21 protein-coding genes are annotated in these 19,410 nt (G+C 39.7%); 12 read left to right on the forward strand and 9 right to left on the reverse strand.

What is annotated here, in order from left to right; all coding sequences use genetic code 11:
* Positions 1-67 precede the first annotated feature (67 nt).
* Positions 68-1,375 carry an amidohydrolase gene (locus tag SAE01_RS04605; RefSeq protein WP_147202478.1) on the forward strand — a complete coding sequence of 436 codons (1,308 nt, stop codon included), beginning with the start codon at positions 68-70 and terminating at the stop codon, positions 1,373-1,375.
* A 38-nt stretch (positions 1,376-1,413) separates the two neighbouring features.
* On the opposite strand, the gene SAE01_RS04610 is transcribed toward SAE01_RS04605, so the two are convergent.
* Both SAE01_RS04610 and SAE01_RS04615 read right to left on the reverse strand, forming a co-directional pair.
* Entirely contained in the window at positions 1,414-2,364 is a 951-nt protein-coding gene (locus tag SAE01_RS04610; protein WP_147202479.1) for a carbohydrate kinase family protein, read from the reverse strand.
* A 249-nt stretch (positions 2,365-2,613) separates the two neighbouring features.
* A complete protein-coding gene (locus SAE01_RS04615; RefSeq protein WP_147202480.1) occupies positions 2,614-3,486 on the reverse strand; it encodes an alpha/beta hydrolase in 873 nt (290 codons plus the stop codon).
* Positions 3,487-3,510: 24 nt separating this feature from the next.
* Between SAE01_RS04615 and SAE01_RS04620 the strand changes: the two genes are divergently transcribed.
* Positions 3,511-4,284, forward strand: a complete 774-nt coding sequence (locus SAE01_RS04620; RefSeq protein WP_147202481.1) for a Rossmann-like and DUF2520 domain-containing protein — start codon at positions 3,511-3,513, stop codon at positions 4,282-4,284.
* A gap of 87 nt (positions 4,285-4,371) precedes the next feature.
* Here SAE01_RS04620 and SAE01_RS04625 read toward each other — a convergent pair whose 3' ends face one another.
* Complete coding sequence (locus tag SAE01_RS04625; protein ID WP_147202482.1) at positions 4,372-6,465, reverse strand: CHRD domain-containing protein; 2,094 nt, start codon at positions 6,463-6,465, stop codon at positions 4,372-4,374.
* Positions 6,466-7,001: 536 nt separating this feature from the next.
* Here SAE01_RS04625 and SAE01_RS04630 point away from each other — a divergent pair.
* From SAE01_RS04630 to SAE01_RS04655, 6 genes are all read left to right on the forward strand, one after another.
* Entirely contained in the window at positions 7,002-7,337 is a 336-nt protein-coding gene (locus SAE01_RS04630; RefSeq protein ID WP_147202483.1) for a 2Fe-2S iron-sulfur cluster-binding protein, read from the forward strand.
* Between the two features lie 44 nt (positions 7,338-7,381).
* Positions 7,382-7,621 (forward strand): Fe-S cluster assembly protein IscX, encoded by a 240-nt coding sequence (gene iscX / locus SAE01_RS04635; protein WP_147202484.1) that lies wholly within the window; start codon positions 7,382-7,384, stop codon positions 7,619-7,621.
* A 204-nt stretch (positions 7,622-7,825) separates the two neighbouring features.
* Positions 7,826-8,347: a KdsC family phosphatase gene (locus SAE01_RS04640; protein WP_147202485.1), complete on the forward strand. Its 522-nt coding sequence runs from the start codon at positions 7,826-7,828 to the stop codon at positions 8,345-8,347.
* 54 nt (positions 8,348-8,401) lie between these two features.
* Positions 8,402-9,343 (forward strand): geranylgeranylglycerol-phosphate geranylgeranyltransferase, encoded by a 942-nt coding sequence (locus SAE01_RS04645; RefSeq protein WP_147202486.1) that lies wholly within the window; start codon positions 8,402-8,404, stop codon positions 9,341-9,343.
* Between the two features lie 46 nt (positions 9,344-9,389).
* On the forward strand, positions 9,390-9,992 hold the full coding sequence (locus SAE01_RS04650; RefSeq protein ID WP_147202487.1) for a Maf family nucleotide pyrophosphatase: 603 nt from the start codon (positions 9,390-9,392) through the stop codon (positions 9,990-9,992).
* Between the two features lie 56 nt (positions 9,993-10,048).
* Complete coding sequence (locus tag SAE01_RS04655) at positions 10,049-11,338, forward strand: DUF2851 family protein (protein ID WP_147202488.1); 1,290 nt, start codon at positions 10,049-10,051, stop codon at positions 11,336-11,338.
* A gap of 47 nt (positions 11,339-11,385) precedes the next feature.
* On the opposite strand, the gene SAE01_RS04660 is transcribed toward SAE01_RS04655, so the two are convergent.
* Entirely contained in the window at positions 11,386-11,790 is a 405-nt protein-coding gene (locus tag SAE01_RS04660; protein ID WP_147202489.1) for an OsmC family protein, read from the reverse strand.
* Between the two features lie 46 nt (positions 11,791-11,836).
* Here SAE01_RS04660 and SAE01_RS04665 point away from each other — a divergent pair, with 46 nt between their 5' ends.
* Positions 11,837-12,637, forward strand: a complete 801-nt coding sequence (locus SAE01_RS04665; RefSeq protein WP_147202490.1) for a hypothetical protein — start codon at positions 11,837-11,839, stop codon at positions 12,635-12,637.
* Between the two features lie 259 nt (positions 12,638-12,896).
* Positions 12,897-13,832 (forward strand): lipoyl synthase, encoded by a 936-nt coding sequence (gene lipA / locus SAE01_RS04670; RefSeq protein ID WP_147202491.1) that lies wholly within the window; start codon positions 12,897-12,899, stop codon positions 13,830-13,832.
* Positions 13,833-14,072: 240 nt separating this feature from the next.
* Here the strand turns inward: lipA and SAE01_RS04675 are convergent, their stop codons facing one another.
* Both SAE01_RS04675 and mtaB read right to left on the reverse strand, forming a co-directional pair.
* Positions 14,073-14,330 carry a hypothetical protein gene (locus SAE01_RS04675; RefSeq protein ID WP_170234076.1) on the reverse strand — a complete coding sequence of 86 codons (258 nt, stop codon included), beginning with the start codon at positions 14,328-14,330 and terminating at the stop codon, positions 14,073-14,075.
* Between the two features lie 59 nt (positions 14,331-14,389).
* Positions 14,390-15,661 (reverse strand): tRNA (N(6)-L-threonylcarbamoyladenosine(37)-C(2))-methylthiotransferase MtaB, encoded by a 1,272-nt coding sequence (gene mtaB / locus SAE01_RS04680; RefSeq protein WP_147202493.1) that lies wholly within the window; start codon positions 15,659-15,661, stop codon positions 14,390-14,392.
* A gap of 108 nt (positions 15,662-15,769) precedes the next feature.
* On the opposite strand from mtaB, the gene SAE01_RS04685 reads away from it, so the two are divergent.
* Positions 15,770-16,219 (forward strand): DUF4258 domain-containing protein, encoded by a 450-nt coding sequence (locus SAE01_RS04685; protein ID WP_147202494.1) that lies wholly within the window; start codon positions 15,770-15,772, stop codon positions 16,217-16,219.
* A gap of 14 nt (positions 16,220-16,233) precedes the next feature.
* Here SAE01_RS04685 and rpe read toward each other — a convergent pair whose 3' ends face one another.
* Both rpe and SAE01_RS04695 read right to left on the reverse strand, forming a co-directional pair.
* Complete coding sequence (gene rpe, locus SAE01_RS04690; protein ID WP_147202495.1) at positions 16,234-16,884, reverse strand: ribulose-phosphate 3-epimerase; 651 nt, start codon at positions 16,882-16,884, stop codon at positions 16,234-16,236.
* A gap of 119 nt (positions 16,885-17,003) precedes the next feature.
* Positions 17,004-17,798 carry a tetratricopeptide repeat protein gene (locus SAE01_RS04695; protein ID WP_147202496.1) on the reverse strand — a complete coding sequence of 265 codons (795 nt, stop codon included), beginning with the start codon at positions 17,796-17,798 and terminating at the stop codon, positions 17,004-17,006.
* A 205-nt stretch (positions 17,799-18,003) separates the two neighbouring features.
* On the opposite strand from SAE01_RS04695, the gene SAE01_RS04700 reads away from it, so the two are divergent.
* Entirely contained in the window at positions 18,004-18,474 is a 471-nt protein-coding gene (locus SAE01_RS04700; protein WP_147202497.1) for a hypothetical protein, read from the forward strand.
* A 173-nt stretch (positions 18,475-18,647) separates the two neighbouring features.
* On the opposite strand, the gene SAE01_RS04705 is transcribed toward SAE01_RS04700, so the two are convergent.
* Positions 18,648-19,346 carry a DUF4184 family protein gene (locus SAE01_RS04705; RefSeq protein ID WP_170234077.1) on the reverse strand — a complete coding sequence of 233 codons (699 nt, stop codon included), beginning with the start codon at positions 19,344-19,346 and terminating at the stop codon, positions 18,648-18,650.
* Positions 19,347-19,410 lie beyond the last annotated feature (64 nt).

A 19,410-nucleotide genomic window follows, 5' to 3' on the forward strand; every position in this document is an offset into this window, starting at 1 on the left:
AAGTTTGTTTGGAGGATAGCTTTTCCTTTCACTGCAATAATGTAGATTAGTCTCTTAACCTTTGTATATGAGAAAACTTTTTCTGTCGTCCTTCCTCGTGATCTCGCTTACTTCATTTGCCCAGAACGATGCACGAAGAGCTAAGGTAGCAAGCGCTGCCGGTCAGCTTGAGCAAAAGGTTATCGCTTGGCGCCGCGACTTTCATGAACACCCCGAGCTTGGTAATAATGAAATTCGAACTGCTGACATCATCGCAAAGCATCTGAAATCGCTTGGAATTGAAGTGAAAACAGGCGTCGCAAAAACCGGCGTTATCGGAATATTAAAGGGCGGCAAGCCTGGTCCTGTTGTCGCCCTAAGGGCCGACATGGATGGACTTCCGGTGATAGAAAGAACGCCCGTTCCTTTCGCCTCGAAAGTGAAAGCGACTTACAATGGCCAGGAAGTAGGAGTGATGCACGCATGTGGACACGATACGCACGTAGCCATCCTTATGGGAGTAGCCCGGCTTCTTTTATCGATGAAAAATGATTTAAAGGGAACGGTGAAGTTTATTTTTCAACCTGCAGAAGAAGGTGCCCCCGCAGGCGAAACGGGAGGAGCTGAACGTATGATAAAGGAAGGTGCACTTGAAAATCCAACGGTTAATGTAATATTTGGCTTACACATCAATTCGCAGACAGAGGTTGGAAAAATTACTTATCGCCCGGGGGGAACTATGGCAAGTGTAAACGATATGAAGATTACTGTAAAGGGACGATCTGCACACGGCGCTTATCCATGGTCATCAATTGATCCGATAGTTGTTTCGGCTCAGATCATTAACAACTTACAGTCAATCGTCAGCCGTAATTTAAATGTAACTGAAAACGCCGGTGTGGTAACAATCGGTACCATTCACGGAGGTAATCGCTCTAACATCATTCCTGAGCAGGTCGAAATGATGGGAACAGTAAGAACGCTAAGTGCCGCAGATGAGAAAATGTTTGTTGAACGAATTAAGCAGGTAGTTACCAAGACGGCCGAAAGTGCCGGCGCCACCGCTGAAGTTCTCATTCCATATTCAAACCATTACCCTGTTACCTTCAATAATATTGCTTTGACCGAAAAAATGCTACCGTCTTTACAGAAGACAGCGGGTACCGAAAATGTGCAGTTAAAGGCTGCAGTTACAGGTGCTGAAGACTTTTCTTTCTTCCAGGAAAAAGTACCGGGGCTTTTCTTCTTCCTTGGCGGTATGCCCAAGGGCGCCAATCCGTTAACCGCGCCATCTCACCATACTCCTGATTTTTTTATAGATGATAGCGGGCTGCTGTTGGGAGTAAAGGCACTAGCAAACCTTACCCTGGATTATATGGAGATGCCGGCCAGGTAACAACCTTTTTGATACCGTTTCTTACAGAAGCAAATATGTCATTTGAAGATATCGCTGCTTAAATGTTTGAAAGCTTCCATTGCGCCCATGTACTCACACGTGCGAGCACCAGCTTTGTTAGCGTTGTACATGATTTGCCGCCATTCATCTAACAGCATAGCCTTGATTCCGGTAAGTGTTTTATCGCTTAACTGGTGTAGCACAGCGCCAACAAAGGCATCGCCGGCACCGGTAGTATCTACAGGTTTAACTACAATGCTCTCTATGATATGAGTCGTGTTATTAAATCCCAGCATAGTCCCTTCTTTACCAAGAGTGATGGCAAACACACCATCCGTTTTTTGAAGCAGCGCGTGGGCTGCATCTTTCACCGTAAGTTTACCCGTTAACAACATGGCTTCCTCATCGCTTAGTTTGAAAAAGTGACAGCTTTTTAGAAAATTCCAGGATTGGTCGATAAAGCTTTGCTGGTTGTGCTGAAACAGCAGGTTTCTGTAGTTTGGATCAAAACTGATGAAAATCTCCTGCTGCAGACATTTTTGCAGCAAGCCCTGGTAAGCCGCCTGAAGTGGGCCAGGTAAAAAAGCGGTTGCCGATCCAAAATGAACTATAGAGAATGAGCCAAGATCAATGTCTTCGATTTCCTGTCTTTTTAACTGTCCGTCAGCTCCGCGGTTAAAATAAAAATCTCTTTCCCCGTTTTCCATCAGAGATACAAAAGCGAAAGTGGTAAAGTTGTTTTCATCTTTAAGCATCCATGCAGTACCAACGCCAAACGATTTCATTACATCAACTAAGTGATGCCCGAAAGGATCAGCGCCAATTTTTGCTGCAAGTTCAACTTTGCCTCCAAGTGCAGCAATTGCAGCGGCAACATTAGCGGGTGCACCGCCCGCTTTTTTTAAAAAATGTTGACCTTCTACCAGGGAGGTTCCAACGTCGGTGCAGATCATATCAATCAGCGCCTCGCCAATGCAAAGAATTTTCATATGGTTGTTTTTGTTACCGGCATCAAACCGTTATTGGGTCTTTTGTTGTGTCACTCACTTGTACCTTTTATGCTTTATTCAACAAAAATTCATGTTATATGATTCCTCTCATCGTTATGCGCGCATCGCGGTTGATGCAGAAAACTCAGGCACAAGAGTGCGACGCAACGATGTCTAATAAAACTTTTAATGTCGGGTAAAAAGAAAAAACCCAGTTGATTAGAGATTTTAGCTTTACAGCAAAAACCGTTAATAAACATTGTTTTTAAGGGTAACTAAAAAGCCGATAATCCTGTTAGCAACCGCATCGTCTCTATACAAGCTATGACCCAAGCCCTCAGTTATCATAAATTCACAGTGTGGTAGATCGAGCTCCGTCAAATGCTTCATGTCTTCGTAAGGAGTAATGCGATCTTTTATGTCATGCAACCAAAGTGTCGGTACGGAGATAGATTTAATCGCTCTCGAAACCGAATACCACGAAGGAGGCTGCCCTCCAATTTGCACGATTAGTTTTTCCATTTCCCGCCTCACTGCCGGGCTTATTTTTAAGTGGCGGCAAAAGTCATTTACAGATCGGGTCGTTTCTGTAGCAGGTGCAATTAGAATCAGCCTTTTTGGAAGATCCTCTTTCATTTCTTCAATAGCTAGCGTTACCGCTATTCCTCCAAAAGAGTGAGCCATCAAACCACTAAAAGGCCTGTAGGAGTGGATAACCTTTTGGATCATTTCTTTGTACAGCAGTGCATTAATGGTTCTGCCTGTACTTAATCCATGCGCCGGCGCATCGAAAGCATACACTTCAAAGCCCTGATTTAACAGCGGATCAATATATCGCTCGAACCGGTAACTATTGCTATCAAAGCCGTGGCAGATCAAAACCTTGTGACCGTTCGGAACTTTAGGTTTCCACGAAAAGCCATGTATATCGTGCTGTTCGAAAGCGAAAGACAATTTTTCCGCGTGTGTAAAAACAGCTGGCGCTTCATAGGTTTTCCTTGTGGAGTAAGGTGTACAAAACAACTGGAAAGCAGACCTTGCAGCTCTTGCCGGAGATGCCAGCTCTAATACTTTAATCTTAGTGATATAATATGCAAGGAAGATTCTTTGTGTTAATTTCATCAGTTGTAATTAATTCAAATTTAGATGAAAGTTGTTATTATAGGTTCCGGAAATGTTGCAACAGTACTGGGCAAAAAAATACTTAGATCAGAACACGAGATAATACAGGTAGCAAGCAGAAGCGCTCCTCAGGTCGAAGCGCTAGCTGCTTCTTTACACACTAAATACACAACCGATTTATCGAACATTAATCGTTCGGCCGATATTTATATAGTTGCTGTTTCTGACGCAGCTATTAGTTCTGTTGCTTTACAATTAGAATTGGGCGATAAATTGGTTGTACATACTGCAGCTGCTGTATCTAAAGATGTATTGGCTCAAACATCAAACTTTTACGGAGTTCTATATCCGGTTCAAACGCTAAAAAAGGAGGTAATTACAACACCTGCAATCCCAATTCTAATTGATGGTAATAGCAATGAGACAAAAGAACTACTAACACAATTTGCCAAAGGGTGGGCTGATGATGTGTCTATAGCAAACGATGAGGAGAGATTACAACTGCACGTTGCGGCTGTGTTCGCCAACAATTTTACTAATCATTTGATTGCAGTTGCGGAACAACTCTGCGATAAAAACTCAATTCAGTTCAACCTTTTGAAGCCCTTAATCAAAGAAACAATAGCAAGAATAGAAGGACATAGGGCAGAGGATGTACAAACAGGTCCAGCCATTAGGAAAGATTTTGGAACAATTGCCAAACATGAAAAAGTGCTTGAAAAACATCCAAAGGCTCTCGGCCTATATAAAGCCGTTACTAGTAGCATTATTCGGTTCTACCATTTAGACAAAGAGTAGGATTAATAGGATGTGACTAAGTTATAAAACTAAAAGAGGCTGCTTTCTAAGGCAGCCTCTTTTAGTTTAAATGTTTCTAGCAAGTTTTTATTGTCTGCTAAAAGTTTCTTGTAAAACAGTACTGTTTGTTTTTACAACCAGTTTATACATTCCTTTAGAAAGCTTGCTAACGTTTACGAAATTATTAAGTAAAGTTGAAGCTGACTGTTTGTGTACAATCCTTCCGCTGAAATCAATTATAGAAATCTCAGCTTTTTGATTATTATTAGCCAAACCTGATACAGTAAATCCTAATGTACCATTTACAACAGGGTTAGCCAGTAAGTTAAGAGCCGCTTTCGTTTGAGAATAGTTGATACGGATAATAGATGAGTAGGTTACTGTTCCTTGTAAATCAACCATTTTCAATCTGTACAATATGAACTCTTTAGTACCAATTGCAGGCATATCGTCAAAACGATATTTAGCTGATGTACTTCCGCCAGTTGCAGCAACGGTGCCTTTCTTAATCCATTCGCCTGTTTCCTGGTTAAACTGCTCTACTTCATAATTCTTCACATTAACCTCCTGCGCAGATTCCCATATTAACGCTACCGTGTTACGGTCTTTGTAGCCGTTGAAGTAAGCCAATTTCACTGGTAGAACCAAGTCTCCAAGTTGGGCACGTATTTCTCCCGCAGGATAATTAGTAGTATGAATGTTCAAGTAAGAGAAACCATTGATAATTGAGTCAGCCAATGTTGCAGAAATAACTGTATCTACAGGGCCGGTAACTGTACCAGATGTTGTTCCAGGAACGAAATACAATTGAATTGAAACTGGACCGTTAGTTCCGGCAGCTCCTCTGTGAATGTGTGAGTTTGTTATACCACTTGTTAAACCTGAATAATTTGCAGTTACATAAATTTTCCTCGTCGCTTTATCAAGTAAAACTGTAGTGGTACCTGTACCTGATGATACTACTGCAGGAGTAGCGACAGACTGTGCGGCAGAAAATCTACCTGTGATATATTCTGTTTGTCCACTGGTAGACGGCAACAATTGTGCTCTTATTTCCCCGTTAGGAAAAGTGGTAGAATGAACGTTCACGTAAGTGTTACCTGCAAGAAGATCTGTTTCCTGAGCTTCTGTAATTGTTATTGATGCGGTCAATGTTCCCATTGTGCCTCCTGTGTTTGTAACATCATATAATACAGGTGCAGTAGTGGTTGGTGTTGCAGGGCCATGAATATGAGAGCCGCTTATGGTAGCAGATAACCTCTGGTAATCCCCGGTCAACTCTAGCAAATTAGTAACTGTGTTATACCTGACAATGACAGTTCCTCTGGCTGGTGACGTATTTGCCGGTACTTCTTTAGCTCCATTAAGCGCGCCTGCAAAGTAACGAAGCTCGCTTAGCATAGATAGTTGTCCTCTAACTTCTCCATTGCTATAAGTGCCAGTGTGAATATCTACGTAAACGTTTCCATTAACATAAAGATCAACATCAGCTGCTGTAAGCTGTTTTATTGTGTTTAGTGTTCCAGAGGTACTAGGACTATAATTTATTGTAGTAAGAGATGCACCACTGGTATTAGGCGCACCGTTGTGCAAGTCTGCAAAATTAGCTGCCGCTGTAAGGTTATTGTAACTACCTGTTAAATATAGCCGATTGGTTGATTTATCTATAATTGAATAAACATTACCGCTTGCAACAGAGCCATTAGGAGGATCTGCTTGGGCACCTTGTAGTCTTGATGAGAAAAATAGAGTCTGCCCGTCAGCAGTAACCGTCAATTGCGCTCTTATTTCACCTGCAGGGAAGGCACTTGTATGTACATCAGTATACATATTTCCAGCAAGCAAGTCTGTTTCCTGTGCAGCTGTTAAAACTTGTGAACCCATCAGCGTTCCATCTGTTCCACCTGAATTCGCTAATGTCATTACAATAGGTCCATCGACATTAATGCCTCCTGTATGTATGTGAGCACTAGAGACTGGAGCGGACAAGCCACGGTAATTACCAAAGTGCTGTAGTACTTTAGTTGTTGTGTTGTATTTGACGATTATTATCCCACTTCCACTAGAAGAGGAGGGGGTCGCAACTTGCCCTGCATTTAGCTGGCCTCTCAAATACCGCATTTGAGCATTCGCCGCAATAGTGACGATTAAGAGTAGACTGAGTGTAAAAATTTTTCTCATTTGTACATTTTTTTGAAAGTGATTAACAATCGTTAACACAAAGATTGAATAAAGATTAATGGTGTTTTAATAGAATTTTAATTTTGTAAAAATAATATTAAAGGTGAAAAAAGTCGGAACTAAGCAGTATTGTATTGGAAGTGTTAGGTTATAAAAATTAGGATTATTTAAAAAAAGGTTAAACATGCGGACAAAAATAGGTAATTAGGGTACAACAAATTCAACTAGACCGATTATTTTTTTAACCAATATCAGTCGTAGGACGATAGATTTATTGGACAATGTTTTTCTCTTTTTCAATGCCTGGAGTTGTAAAAAAGTTAGTACTAAGGTGAATACGGGTTGCGGGGAACTGTTCAAAAAACACTCTTTTAATGTTTTTATAAGTAATTTTTCAAATTCCAATAGTTTGCTCGAAACTATTAGATGTTCTTTGTGGTTTAGAAATGAGCTAGTGTATCCAATTTTTCCGATGCTTTTGAATTTCAATGAATTTAGCCACTGTTTTCTAATACTTTTGCAGGCAAAGAAGGAATATGTACACAATTAAATTCAGGTTTGAGGAGAAAGGACGTGAACCGGTGACCTTGTCAAATATAGAACCTGATCAAAGTATACTGGAGGTTGCATTATTAAACGATATAGAGCTTCATCATAATTGCGGTGGTGTATGCGCATGCAGTACCTGCCATGTTTACATCAATAAAGGCGAAGACTATCTTGAAGAGCTAAGTGACAAAGAAGAGGACTTTATTGATCGCGCCGTAAACCCACGAATCAACTCCCGGCTTGGATGCCAGTGTGTATTGTTAGAAGGTGACGGAGAAGTAGAAGTCACTTTACCTGACCAAACCCAATTTCTTGGAGAATAACCTTTAAAGCTTCCCCGATTAAAAATCAATTAACTTAAATTTCTATGGCTCAATATGAACCGCCAATCAACTGGAACGACTACGAAGACATTGCACTTAAATTGTATGAGCGCTTCGGTGATGCATTTAACGAAGGGAAAATTTATAGAATTCGTTTCACTGATTTACTTGAGTATGTTCTACAGATCCCAAACTTTCACGGTACCCGGGAACAGAGTACAGAAGGGCACTTGGAAATGATCCAAAGTTCATGGGTGTACGAATGGAGAGATAACCAGAAGTAGTTGCACGCGTTTCACTAGTCATTGTATGATTCACCTGAGATATTTTAGTTTAATCATTCATGTTCATATTTAGGCGAAGTACAAGTGAGTGACACAACAGATGTTTTATTGAAAATATAAAAGCTTGTTACAAAAGGTTAAAACTATCGTAGCACGTTGACTGCTACATCTTCTGCTCTTTTTTTAGAATTCCAATTGACTTATATGAAGCTTCTTGAAAAGTTTAAAGCAGTTACAACATTTGTTTTTGATGTAGACGGGGTGCTGACAGATGGAACTCTAACTGTTTTACCTCGAGGTGTTATGGCGAGGAAGATGAATGTAAAGGATGGATATGCTTTGCAACTTGCCGTTAAGAGAGGTTATGAGATAGTAGTGATCTCCGGCGGAGCATCGGAAGAGGTTGCTGATCGCCTGCACAAACTGGGTGTTTCGGAAGTTTTTATGAGGGTAACAGATAAGGCAGACGTGTTGAAAAATTATCTTCAAAAAAAAGGTCTTCGCTGGGATGAAGTATTGTTTATGGGTGATGATATTCCCGATTTGGTTGTAATGAAAAAAGTCGGGTTTGCGTGCTGTCCCGCTGATGCAGTTCAGGAGATTAAGGAAATTTCCGCCTACATCTCTCCGTTAAATGGCGGTTTTGGTTGTGGACGGGATGTAATTGAAAAGGTTTTGAAGATGAGGGGAAACTGGAACGAGGACGCTCACATACCGTCTGCCTAAATAAATATCTCGTTTAAGGTTCAATTATTATTTTGTGTGTAAATCAATATTGGCTTGAGACTTACTCCTGCATTTCTACGGCTCGTTCGATGGCCGAATTTATTATTTTTTGCACTTACTCAAATCCTTTTTGTGTATTGCATTATTCACCCAATTATGTTTGCCGGCGGTGCCGTTCCTAACATAAAAGGGGTGTATTGCCTGCTGTTGGTTTTGTCTTACGTGCTTATTTATGCAGAAGGATATGTCATCAACGATTACTTTGACCTTAATATAGACCAGATAAATAAACCGGATAAAGTAGTCGTCGAAAAAATTATTTCACGTAGGTGGGTTATCTTTTGGCATGTCATTCTTAGTGTGTTTGGAGTTGCTTTAGGATTCTACATCGACTGGAAAACAGACGTGCGTTTCCTTGGATTGTTAAATATGGGTATTGTCGGACTCTTGTTTGTCTATTCGATTTCGCTGAAGAAAAAGCTATTGGTCGGAAATATTCTCGTTTCCGTTTTAACTGCATGGGCTATTCTTGTGATTACTTTTTGTGAGACTTCCAACCTTTTACACCTTGATGTTTCCGGTTCTTATACCCAAAAGATAACGCGGATTTCATTTCTCTACACTGCTTTTGCGTTTGTAATTTCTTTAATAAGAGAAGTAGTAAAAGATATGGAAGACGTAGATGGCGATAGACGATATGGTTGTAACACCATGCCAATTGCCTGGGGTATTCAATCTACAAAGGTCTTTGTTTCTGTATGGCTTGTCGTATTGATCGCCATGCTGCTTGTAGTACAGTTTTATGTGCTTATTTTGAATTGGTGGTGGAGTGCCGCATACTCTCTTGTGCTGATTATCGTTCCTTTAATCTATATCTTCAAATTACTGGTTAGTGCAAAGACCAGTAAAGATTACCATCACTTGAGTACACTTATTAAGATGGTAATGTTTGCAGGCATTCTATCAATGCTGTTCTTTCGCATCTATTTACGCTAATTACCGCCAAACTCATTTAAAATCGGCATTTGGAATAGATTTGCACATGCAAAAAATTATACTTGCGTCGCAATCTCCCCGAAGAAAGCAATTATTAGAGTGGGCAGAAATTCCATTTGAAATTGTGGTAAAGAGCACAGAAGAAACATACCCCGAAGATTTACCTATAGAAGAAATTCCGATACACATTGCCAGGCAAAAAGCGATTGTGGTGACTGAAACAATTACTAAAATGGTAAAGCTTTCGCAAGAACCAAAAATTATTCTTGCGGCAGACACGGTAGTAGTACTTGGCGATAAGATAATTGGGAAGCCTGTAGACAGGCAAGACGCAATTGACATACTTATATCTCTTTCAGGGAATTTGCACAGAGTGATAACAGGGGTGGTAATTCAGCAGGGCGATCAGGAAATCGCTTTTTCCGATATTACTTCCGTTCAGTTTCATGAGCTAACGAAACAACAAATAGAATTTTATGTCGATAAATACAAGCCCTACGATAAGGCAGGCGCTTATGCTATCCAGGAATGGATAGGAGTTGTTGGAATAAAATCTGTGTCGGGAGATTTCTACAATGTAATGGGACTGCCTGTGAGTAGGGTGGTTCAAGAACTAGAAAAGTTGAAACGAAAAGAACTAAAGGAGTAAGAGTTACACTTTTGCAGTTATCATAATATAAAATTATATTTAGATAATAGGCATTTATGAATGAGCGCTTACTTCAATACATTTGGCAATTTCAATACTTTAATAAAACTGCATTGAAGGTAGAGCAGGGACAAGAGTTGACCATTATTCATCCCGGCACCTACAATACTCACCAAGGGCCTGACTTTCTTGATGGAAAAGTAACTATCGGAAATACAACCTGGGCAGGTAACATCGAAATTCATATAAATTCTTCTGATTGGATAAAGCATACGCACGGTAATGATATAAATTATTCAAACGTTATTCTTCACGTCGTCTGGAACAATGATGGCGATATAGCTTATTACAACGGCTCAATCCTTCCTACACTTGAGTTACATAATCTCGTCTCGAAGTTATTATTAGATAGGTTTAGAGATCTAATGGCCCGAAAAGCTTTTGTACCATGCGAAGCCTACCTGCCAGTATTTAACGAAATGAAATGGACGGCGTGGAAAGAACGGATGATAATAGAAAGATTGCAGCGAAAGTCGGCTTTTGTATTAGAGCTTTTGAAAGAAGCTAAAAATCACTGGGAAGAAGTTTTTTGGTGGATGCTAGCAAGAAACTTTGGAATTAGGGTAAATGCAGACATCTTTGAAGCAATTGCTAAAAGTCTTCCTTTAAACATTGTCGGTAGGCACAAAAATCAAATTCATCAACTAGAAGGTTTTTTACTGGGACAAGCGGGTCTCCTTAATCACGAATTTTCGGAAGACTATCCCAACCTTTTGAAGAAAGAATATCTTTTTTACCAGAAGAAATACCAGTTAAAGCGGGTTTTTATTAAACCGTTTTTTCTTAGGATGAGACCAGCCAATTTTCCAACTATAAGATTAGCTCAGTTGGCGATGCTGGTTCATAAGTCCTCTCATCTTTTTTCAAAAATAAAAGAGACTGATTCTGTTACAGAGATAAAGAAGTTGCTGAACGTGACAGCAAATGATTACTGGCATTACCATTATTTACTTGATGAGCCGGGTGATTATCATCCAAAACAGCTGGGTAAGCAGATGGTGGAAAATATCATTATCAATACTGTGACACCTGTCTTGTTTGCCTATGGTTTATTAAACGGCGACACTCTTCTCAAAGACAAAGCGCTCGAGTGGCTGGCAGAACTCTCCCCTGAAAAAAATAGCATTACACAAACATGGACTTCGTTTGGTGTAACTAGCAATAGTGCTTTGGAAAGCCAGGCACTAATCGAGCTTAAAAATAGTTATTGCAATAAAAAGAGATGTTTGGAATGTGCTGTAGGGAACAGCATTTTAAAAGGGCACGAACTCATTAGAAGTTACTAGATAAATTTCGACAAAAGAAAATAGGCACCTACAAACCTCCTAACCTTCTACCACTTAAATTCTACATCCTTTTTCAAGTCCGGGTGGAGGCTTTCAAACACGGGACAAGTCATCGCTGCTCTTTCAATAATCGCACGCTGTTTTTCATCGGTTTCTAAACTTTTAGGAAAATTTATGACAACTTTTATTTCGCCGATTCTGCGTGGGTTAGCAACCATAATTTTTGTTACATCTATCTGTGTTCCTTCCAGGTCTATTTTCATATCTCTTGCCTTGATTCCCATGATAGTTAGCATGCAATTTCCCAATGCTGTAGCCACAAGATCAGTTGGTGAAAAACGCTCTCCTTTGCCTTGGTTATCAGTAGGTGCATCGGTTTCTATAACCGTTCCACTTTGCAAATGAGTGGCAACTGTTCTTAAATTTCCTTCGTATATTATATGGGATGTCATTGATTGCGATTTTGCATTAAATTTACAGGTATCAAATCAAATGAAAGTGAAGAATATAGTTTTAGTGGCAATCTCTACCCTTATTGTTACGGTTAGTTACAGTCAGGCTAAGGATTTGAAACAACAGAAAAAAGCAGAGAAAAGAGAGCAAATAAACCGCATGATTAGCCAGGAGGAAGAGGGGGCAATCATATTTCAAAAACAAACTGTATTTGGGGTTAAGTTAAATACAGATGGTTACGGAATGTTTTTAGAAATGGGCCGAATGAAAACTGCAAGAAAGGCAAATTTATACAGCCTTGAAATAGGTGAAAGAAAACATTCAAAGGAGGAGAAACTTTCTACCATTACTGGTACCTATTTGAGTAATCCCTACATCTACGGAAAAATAAATAACTTTTATTACGCCAAACTTGGCTACGCACAACAACGTTTAATAGGCAACAAAGGAAACAAAAATGGAGTTGCAGTTTCAGCGATTTATGGTGGAGGTCTAAGCGCGGGTTTATTAAAACCGTATTATTTAAAAGTGGCTGGTCGCCAAGGCAACTCGACAACCGATGTTAAATACAATAACAACGACTCTATTTTCTTAGACAACCCTGGTTATGTACTCGGCTCCTCTGGTTTTTCAAAAGGTTTTGGAGAAATTAAATTCACACCGGGATTGTATGCAAAGACAGCACTTCGCTTCGATTACGGTCGCTATAACGAGTTAGTCAGCGCTATTGAAGTTGGTATAAACCTTGAGTTTTATAGCAAGAAGATGCGGTGGATGTTAGAGCAAAAACAAAAGCAGATGTTTTTTCAGGCATACGCGGCAATTGAATTTGGAAAGAGGAAGTAGCGAGGCAACTTGCAAAAAGTTCTAGTTGGTTTAATAGAAAATAAAGGTGTTCTTTTTCCCTGCGTTTCACCAGCCTCAACATCGTTGTGTCACTCACTTGTACTTTCCACTCTTTGATGTGCTTTTTGCCAAATTTCCTTAGACTCCAATTGGATTCTAGCTTTTTTACGGTTGAAATATAAGACCTTTGCTGCCTCGTACTTGCCAGTACAAAGAATTCAAGTAAGACAATTATCATTATTAATCTCATTGGTACTCCATGATAGAATTACCTGTAGTAGCGAAGATCGATCCTGCAAATTCAAAGATTAAAAAACCTGATTGGCTTAGGGTTAAGCTGCCAATCGGCGAAAGCTATAAACATGTTCGTGGCCTCGTTGACACGCATAAGCTTCACACAATTTGTGAGAGTGGCAATTGCCCTAATATGGGTGAGTGCTGGGGCGAGGGAACAGCTACATTTATGATCCTGGGTAATACCTGCACGCGTAGTTGTGGCTTTTGTGCGGTGGCAACCGGTCGTCCTGACCCTGTTGATTGGGATGAGCCGCAAAGGGTTGCGGAAGCAATCAATTTGATGAGGGTGAAACATGCTGTTTTAACCAGTGTAGATCGTGACGAGCTGAAAGACGGAGGTTCAATAATTTGGTATAATACAATTAAAGCCGTTAAAACCTTAAATCCTGAAACCACTTTAGAAACCTTAATACCTGACTTTAAAGGATATGCTGACCAGGTGCAAAGAATAATTGATGCAGCACCCGACGTAGTAAGCCATAATATGGAAACGGTTGAAAGGTTAAGCCGCCAGGTTAGAATCCAGGCTAAGTATCGAAGAAGTCTCGAAGTACTTCGTATGTTGAAGGAGGGAGGGATGAGAACAAAAACCGGTATTATGTTAGGGCTGGGCGAAAAAAAGGACGAGGTTGTCCAAAGCATGCAGGATCTTGTAGCGGTAGGTGTAGACGTACTCACCCTCGGTCAGTACTTGCAACCAACTAAAAAACATTTACCAGTTGAAAGATTTGTTCATCCTAATGAGTTCGCTGAACTAAGGGAGATCGGGTACGAACTAGGATTTGATTATGTAGAGAGCGGACCGCTCGTACGTTCTTCATACCACAGTGAAAAGCATGTTATCAAAGGTTATGGCCGCAAAAAGTATGAGGAAGAAAAAGAGATGATGTTGGCTTAAGTAACGTTTCAAGTAATATTTGAAAAAGCGGTAGATCCCTAGATCTATCGCTTTTTTATTTTGTGCTTTATCGTTGTTGAAAGCTTTAAACCTTTGGAGCACAGTTTTATTAAGACGTCAAACTAAAATGAGTATTTGCCGGAATTTAAGTTTGGTGCCTAAAAAGCTCAATAGTAAGGTGCGGTTGAAGTGAGTGACACAACGATGTTGAGTAGAAATTCGAGGTTTATCCCCAAAAAATTAATTCATCTGTAACGCCGGGAGGCGATAAGTCTGTCCATCGTACACGAACAACTCGTCTATTTCAAAAGTCCAGTATTTAAAGAGGGGAGACTTGCGGAGATACTCTCTCACTTCATCCTTGCTTTCAGCAGTCATCATTATCCAGCTACGATAGCTTTCCATACTAACGGCGTAGGAGTCAATAATGCCTTTATTAATTAAGTAATTAATGTAGGTGCGATGCGGAGGAACCAAAGTCATAAATTGATCATCCATAAAAAAGTTTATGGTGACAATAAATTTTTTAAGGTTTGAGTCCTCCATTTTGTAATGAATTATATTCTCCAATCTACGATTTGATTAACCCAATCTTTATTGTAAGGGGCGTTAATTTTAATATAATTATCAGTGTAGCCTTCCATCATTCCACTTTTTGAATTTGCTTCAAAAAGAACTTTTCTTGTTTCGCCAATATGGCGTCTCGTATGCTCGCTCATCTTCATATAACTGAGGTTACGAAGCTTCTTGTTTCTTTCATTTCTCACCTGAATTGGTACAATCTCTTTCATCTCTACAGCTAAGGTGTTAGGTCTTTCGCTGTACGTAAAAACATGCAGGTAAGAAATATCAAGATCATGTAAAAACTCAAATGTCTCAGTAAAGTGTCCGTCGGTCTCTCCCGGAAAGCCTACAATTACGTCCACTCCTATAGCACAATGCGGCATTAGCGTCTTTATCAGCTTTACTCTTTCTGCATACAGTTCTCTTTTGTACCGTCTTCTCATTAAACCAAGAATAGTATTGCTGCCACTCTGTAGCGGAATATGAAAATGAGGCATGAATTTGTCGCTATTTGCTACCAACTCAATAATCTCGTTTGTTAGCAAATTTGGTTCGATGGAAGAGATCCGATAGCGTTCAATTCCTTCAATTTTTTCCAAAGCCTTAACCAGCTCCAAAAAGTTTTCATCATGTTTTTTGTTTCCATCCGGCCCTTTACCGAAATCGCCCAAATTCACTCCCGTTAGAACTATTTCTTTAACACCTGTACTTGCTATCTTGTTTATATTATTGACAACATTCTCAACATTATCGCTGCGGCTTTTGCCTCGAGCCATTGGAATTGTGCAGAAGGAACAATTATAATCGCACCCGTCCTGAACCTTCAGAAACGTACGTGTTCTATCGTTTATAGAAAAAGATGTATTGAAACCCGTCACTTCCGAAATGTCGCAGCTGCAAATTTTTGCACTGTCATTTTTAGTTAACTCCCGCAGATGTTCAGCAATGTTAAATTTTTCTGCAGCTCCCAAAACAAGGTCCACACCCTCAATTTCAGCAATTTCTTTAGACTTTAGTTGCGCATAACAACCTGTTACTACCACCAAACTTTCAGGAGCTTTACGCTGAATGCGTCGAACTAATTGACGACATTCTTTGTCAGCGTTATCGGTAACGGAACAAGTGTTAATGACATACACGTCCGCCTTGTCATCAAATTCTTTCTTTTCAAAACCTTCGTTTTCAAGTAACCTTGATAGGGTAGAAGTTTCTGAAAAGTTGAGTTTGCAACCTAGCGTGTGAAATGCAACTGAACGTTTTTCCATAAGCGGGCAAAGATAGTGCAAGTGCAGAATTAAGGTGGACGTTAAAGAAGACCAGACACAGGGTAAGACTGTTTTATGTTTTTAAAGCTGGTGATTTAACTTTCGCTTATGAAACTGAAGAAAATACTTCCTGTGCTGCTATTAGCTATAATGGCGGTAATGGCGATTTCAATGAGAAGGTGTAATACTACCAGCACCAATAGTAGTCAAACCAGTCCATCACAAAGGAGAACGCCCCCTGTTTCCAATTCAAGAAAACCCCTCGAAAAAGATGTAAACTTCGACCGGAATACAACAAATCTATATTTTACAAAACACGCCAAGTGTCGCATGAAGTGCAGGCACATAACACAGCAGGAAGTAAAAGACATTTTATCGAAAGGAACGGTGAACTATAACAAAAGCGATTTGCAAGATCCGAAAGGGCCAACATATGCAGTGGAAGGAATGACCGATGATCGCCAACATGTGAGAATTATTTTCGCCCCCAAACAACAACATCTAACAGTAGTAACAGTGATAGATCTGGATGAAGAATATAAATGCAATTGTACGTAAGCATTGTTCGAAACTTAAGTGGTTGCTTTCAACTGGGCTATTGCACCAATCGGATCAGCAGACTTAAAAACAGTACTGCCCGCAATCAACACATCAGCGCCAGCTTCAACAATCGTGGCTGCATTTTCAAGCGTTACACCGCCGTCAATTTCAATCAGCACCTTCAAGCCTCGTTCGTCAATTATTCTACGCAACTGTCTTATTTTTTCAAGGGTAAACTCAATAAATTTTTGTCCACCAAAACCCGGGTCTACACTCATTAAGTTTACTACATCAATATCATGAAGAATGTCGCTTAAAAAACATATGGGCGTATGTGGATTCACGGCAACGCCAGCCTTCATCCCCAGGCTTTTAATTTGTTCTATATTCCGATGGAGGTGAGGGCACGCTTCTATATGTACCGATAAAATATCTGCACCAGCGTTCTTAAAAGCTTCAATATACTTTTCAGGTTCTACAATCATCAGGTGTACGTCGCAGACCTTTGTAGTTGTTTTTCTTATCTGTTCAATTACTGGCAACCCAAAACTAATGTTGGGAACAAACCTTCCATCCATTACATCCAGATGAAACCATTCAGCCTCACTCTTATTTAGCATAGTACATTCATCAGCAAGGTGTAAAAAGTCAGCAGCTAGTAATGAAGGAGCGATAATGGGCATGGTGGATGATTAATTGTCTTATTGTAGAACTAGTATGTTGGAGATGACTTGCGCGTTTTGAAACTTTTGAACATTGTTTTCGTAATTGAAGAAACAATAATACAATCAACAGAGCCTAATTACTCCAATCTCTTAACTGCCTCTGCAGCTTCTTTCAATTGTTTATCGAGACCTAAAGATCGTTTATAGTCTATCAGGGCTTCTTGCTTATTTCCAATCGCTTCATTGCATTTAGCTTTCCAATAATAGGCATCTGCATAAGTTTTGTTCACACTTAAAGCAGTCTCAAAAACATTCAAAGCCTTGGGATAATTTTTACTGTCGTAATAGATAAATCCTTTCTCCATATAGGCTTCCATCAATGTATAGTTGTCGTTAATTGCCTTATCAAATAATTGCAGCGCTTGTTTTTTATCCCCAACTCTCGCAAAGTACACACCTGCGATAAAATTACAAGTAGCATCAGCTTCTCTCCCAAGACCCATTGCCATTACGTTTTTGCATATCATCAAGGCTTTTGCATTTCTCGTTTCGGCAAATAGGTTTGCGAGACTTAATTGCGATTCGACAGAAGGATATATACTTAACGCCCTCTCATAGCTCCGTATGGCTCCAACCGTATCTTTACTATCTTCCTGTAATTGCCCTTTTGTAAACCATAAACCATTGTTGACACTATCCCTTTTTATGAGGCTATCTGTTTGGATAATCGCTTCCTCATACATGTGCAGGCTATCATAGGTATTAATGAGTTTCATTCTTAGTCCCGCGCTATCAGGGTGTTCTTTAACTCTTTCAGTCAGGTCGCCTATCACTTTGAGTTGGGCCTCACTCACGGGACTTATTTTCTTGTCATCTCCATTACATGAAACAATGAAAGAAGCTACAGCGAAAATGAAAAGAGATTTTTTCATTCGACAAAAATAAATGCGTCAGCCTGCTTTCAACATAAATTTTAAAAAGCAGTGAAATTGCAACAATCTTTTAATAAACATTCTAACCTTAATGAAGCAGCGCCATTCTTATTATGATATGTAAATAGAATTTCTCCTTGTAATCGAAATGCAAACTGTTGAAAGTCTTTAAACCCTAATTTTGGCGAAATTTAAATATCTAGTTATGTACCAGGGTCTACTGCATTTGCACAATGTTGGTCGTTGGGTTGTTATCATTTTATTATTGACTGCACTTATAAAGGCAATATCAGGTTTGTCTGGAGACAAACCTTTTACATCGGGTGACAAAAAAGTAGGATTATTCTTAATGATCGCTGCACACATAATGCTGCTAATTGGTTTATACCAATGGTTTGCCGGACCGTGGGGCTTACAAAATATACAGAGTAAAGGAATGAAGGCAATCATGCAAGACAATGTGTTTAGATTTTGGGCCGTCGAGCACATTACCGGAATGCTCATTGCAATCATTTTGATAACGATTGGGAAGGGTTCCGCTAAGAAAAACATCAGCGATAAGGCAAAGCACAGGCGCTCGTTCTGGTTTTATTTTATTGCCTTAGTAATCATTCTTGCTACAGTTCCCTGGCCGTTTAGGGAAGTAGCCAGACCGCTGTTCCCAGGTATGCAGTAGTTTTTAAAACGTAGTGAATGATTCTGTACCAGGCAGAATAAACACGCGCAGCAGTTGTTGCGTCGCACTCTTGTACTTTAATTGTTTATTCAGCCATTTTCATTTTTTAGCCTTTTTGCTATAGCTCAGAAACTGCAACAACAGCAGCAAATTGAAGGAGATTTACGAAGTGCTCACAACCTTTTTCTTCTTGTTCTTTTTTGCCAAAATAAGTTGACAAGTGAAGAAATAAACACGCCTATTAAAATGCCCGAAATAAGAGAAACTTCCATTGCCCTACCTCCCCTTGAGTAAGTAGATCGTATCATTAAAACAATTATTGTAACTGCAAGGGTGAGAAACCAAAAGGACAAAATGTTTTGTCTGGGTACCGAGCTTTTTGGTAGTTTCCATATAATAAATGCAATTACCACTGCACCGGCAATACTATTTACGTCCCAGTAAATGGGATAGTAGTCCATCGGCTCTTCTATCAGTCGGACGCTTCGATGTAAAAATTTATCCCAGAATAGGTGAGATACGATACCTATCAACAAAGACGTAAAAATGATGAGAAGCTTTTCCTTATAGTAGATCGTTGTCTCCGGTCTTCTGAACTTGTTAACTCTACTTCTTATAATTCGCGGTAAGCTATCGATCAATTCGTTCTTTACAATTCTATTATAGGTAACATAAAGTAGAATTGATACCGGCAGATTGAACCAAAAAACTCCCAGCCAAGTATGACTATAGTTGCTTTGTTGTTGGAAGTTAGCAAAGTATTCAAAGTCAGGGGTAATACTTCCAATGGTAAGCGCGGTTACCGAAAACTTTCTTTTGTCTATGTATGTAAGCGGTAGAACAACCGCAGGATGTGAAAAGGTAAAGGGCACTGTGTTGGTTTGAAAAATTCCGGCAAAAATGAAGATATAAATTCATTTATTATGATTCCGTTTT

Origin of the sequence: Segetibacter aerophilus, from assembly GCF_007991655.1 — a bacterium.
GTDB classification, from domain to species: domain Bacteria; phylum Bacteroidota; class Bacteroidia; order Chitinophagales; family Chitinophagaceae; genus Segetibacter; species Segetibacter aerophilus.

Coding starts and splice junctions, on each gene's coding strand:
- SAE01_RS04625 (WP_147202482.1), bottom strand. CDS start 6,465: ATGAGAAAAATTTTTACACTCAGTCTACTCTTAATCGTCACTATTGCG.
- SAE01_RS04655 (WP_147202488.1), top strand. CDS start 10,049: ATGAATGAGCGCTTACTTCAATACATTTGGCAATTTCAATACTTTAAT.
- SAE01_RS04650 (WP_147202487.1), top strand. CDS start 9,390: ATGCAAAAAATTATACTTGCGTCGCAATCTCCCCGAAGAAAGCAATTA.
- lipA (WP_147202491.1), top strand. CDS start 12,897: ATGATAGAATTACCTGTAGTAGCGAAGATCGATCCTGCAAATTCAAAG.
- SAE01_RS04615 (WP_147202480.1), bottom strand. CDS start 3,486: ATGAAATTAACACAAAGAATCTTCCTTGCATATTATATCACTAAGATT.
- SAE01_RS04660 (WP_147202489.1), bottom strand. CDS start 11,790: ATGACATCCCATATAATATACGAAGGAAATTTAAGAACAGTTGCCACT.
- SAE01_RS04675 (WP_170234076.1), bottom strand. CDS start 14,330: ATGGATGATCAATTTATGACTTTGGTTCCTCCGCATCGCACCTACATT.
- mtaB (WP_147202493.1), bottom strand. CDS start 15,661: ATGGAAAAACGTTCAGTTGCATTTCACACGCTAGGTTGCAAACTCAAC.
- SAE01_RS04685 (WP_147202494.1), top strand. CDS start 15,770: ATGAAACTGAAGAAAATACTTCCTGTGCTGCTATTAGCTATAATGGCG.
- iscX (WP_147202484.1), top strand. CDS start 7,382: ATGGCTCAATATGAACCGCCAATCAACTGGAACGACTACGAAGACATT.
- SAE01_RS04605 (WP_147202478.1), top strand. CDS start 68: ATGAGAAAACTTTTTCTGTCGTCCTTCCTCGTGATCTCGCTTACTTCA.
- SAE01_RS04640 (WP_147202485.1), top strand. CDS start 7,826: ATGAAGCTTCTTGAAAAGTTTAAAGCAGTTACAACATTTGTTTTTGAT.
- SAE01_RS04610 (WP_147202479.1), bottom strand. CDS start 2,364: ATGAAAATTCTTTGCATTGGCGAGGCGCTGATTGATATGATCTGCACC.
- rpe (WP_147202495.1), bottom strand. CDS start 16,884: ATGCCCATTATCGCTCCTTCATTACTAGCTGCTGACTTTTTACACCTT.
- SAE01_RS04700 (WP_147202497.1), top strand. CDS start 18,004: ATGTACCAGGGTCTACTGCATTTGCACAATGTTGGTCGTTGGGTTGTT.
- SAE01_RS04630 (WP_147202483.1), top strand. CDS start 7,002: ATGTACACAATTAAATTCAGGTTTGAGGAGAAAGGACGTGAACCGGTG.
- SAE01_RS04620 (WP_147202481.1), top strand. CDS start 3,511: ATGAAAGTTGTTATTATAGGTTCCGGAAATGTTGCAACAGTACTGGGC.
- SAE01_RS04695 (WP_147202496.1), bottom strand. CDS start 17,798: ATGAAAAAATCTCTTTTCATTTTCGCTGTAGCTTCTTTCATTGTTTCA.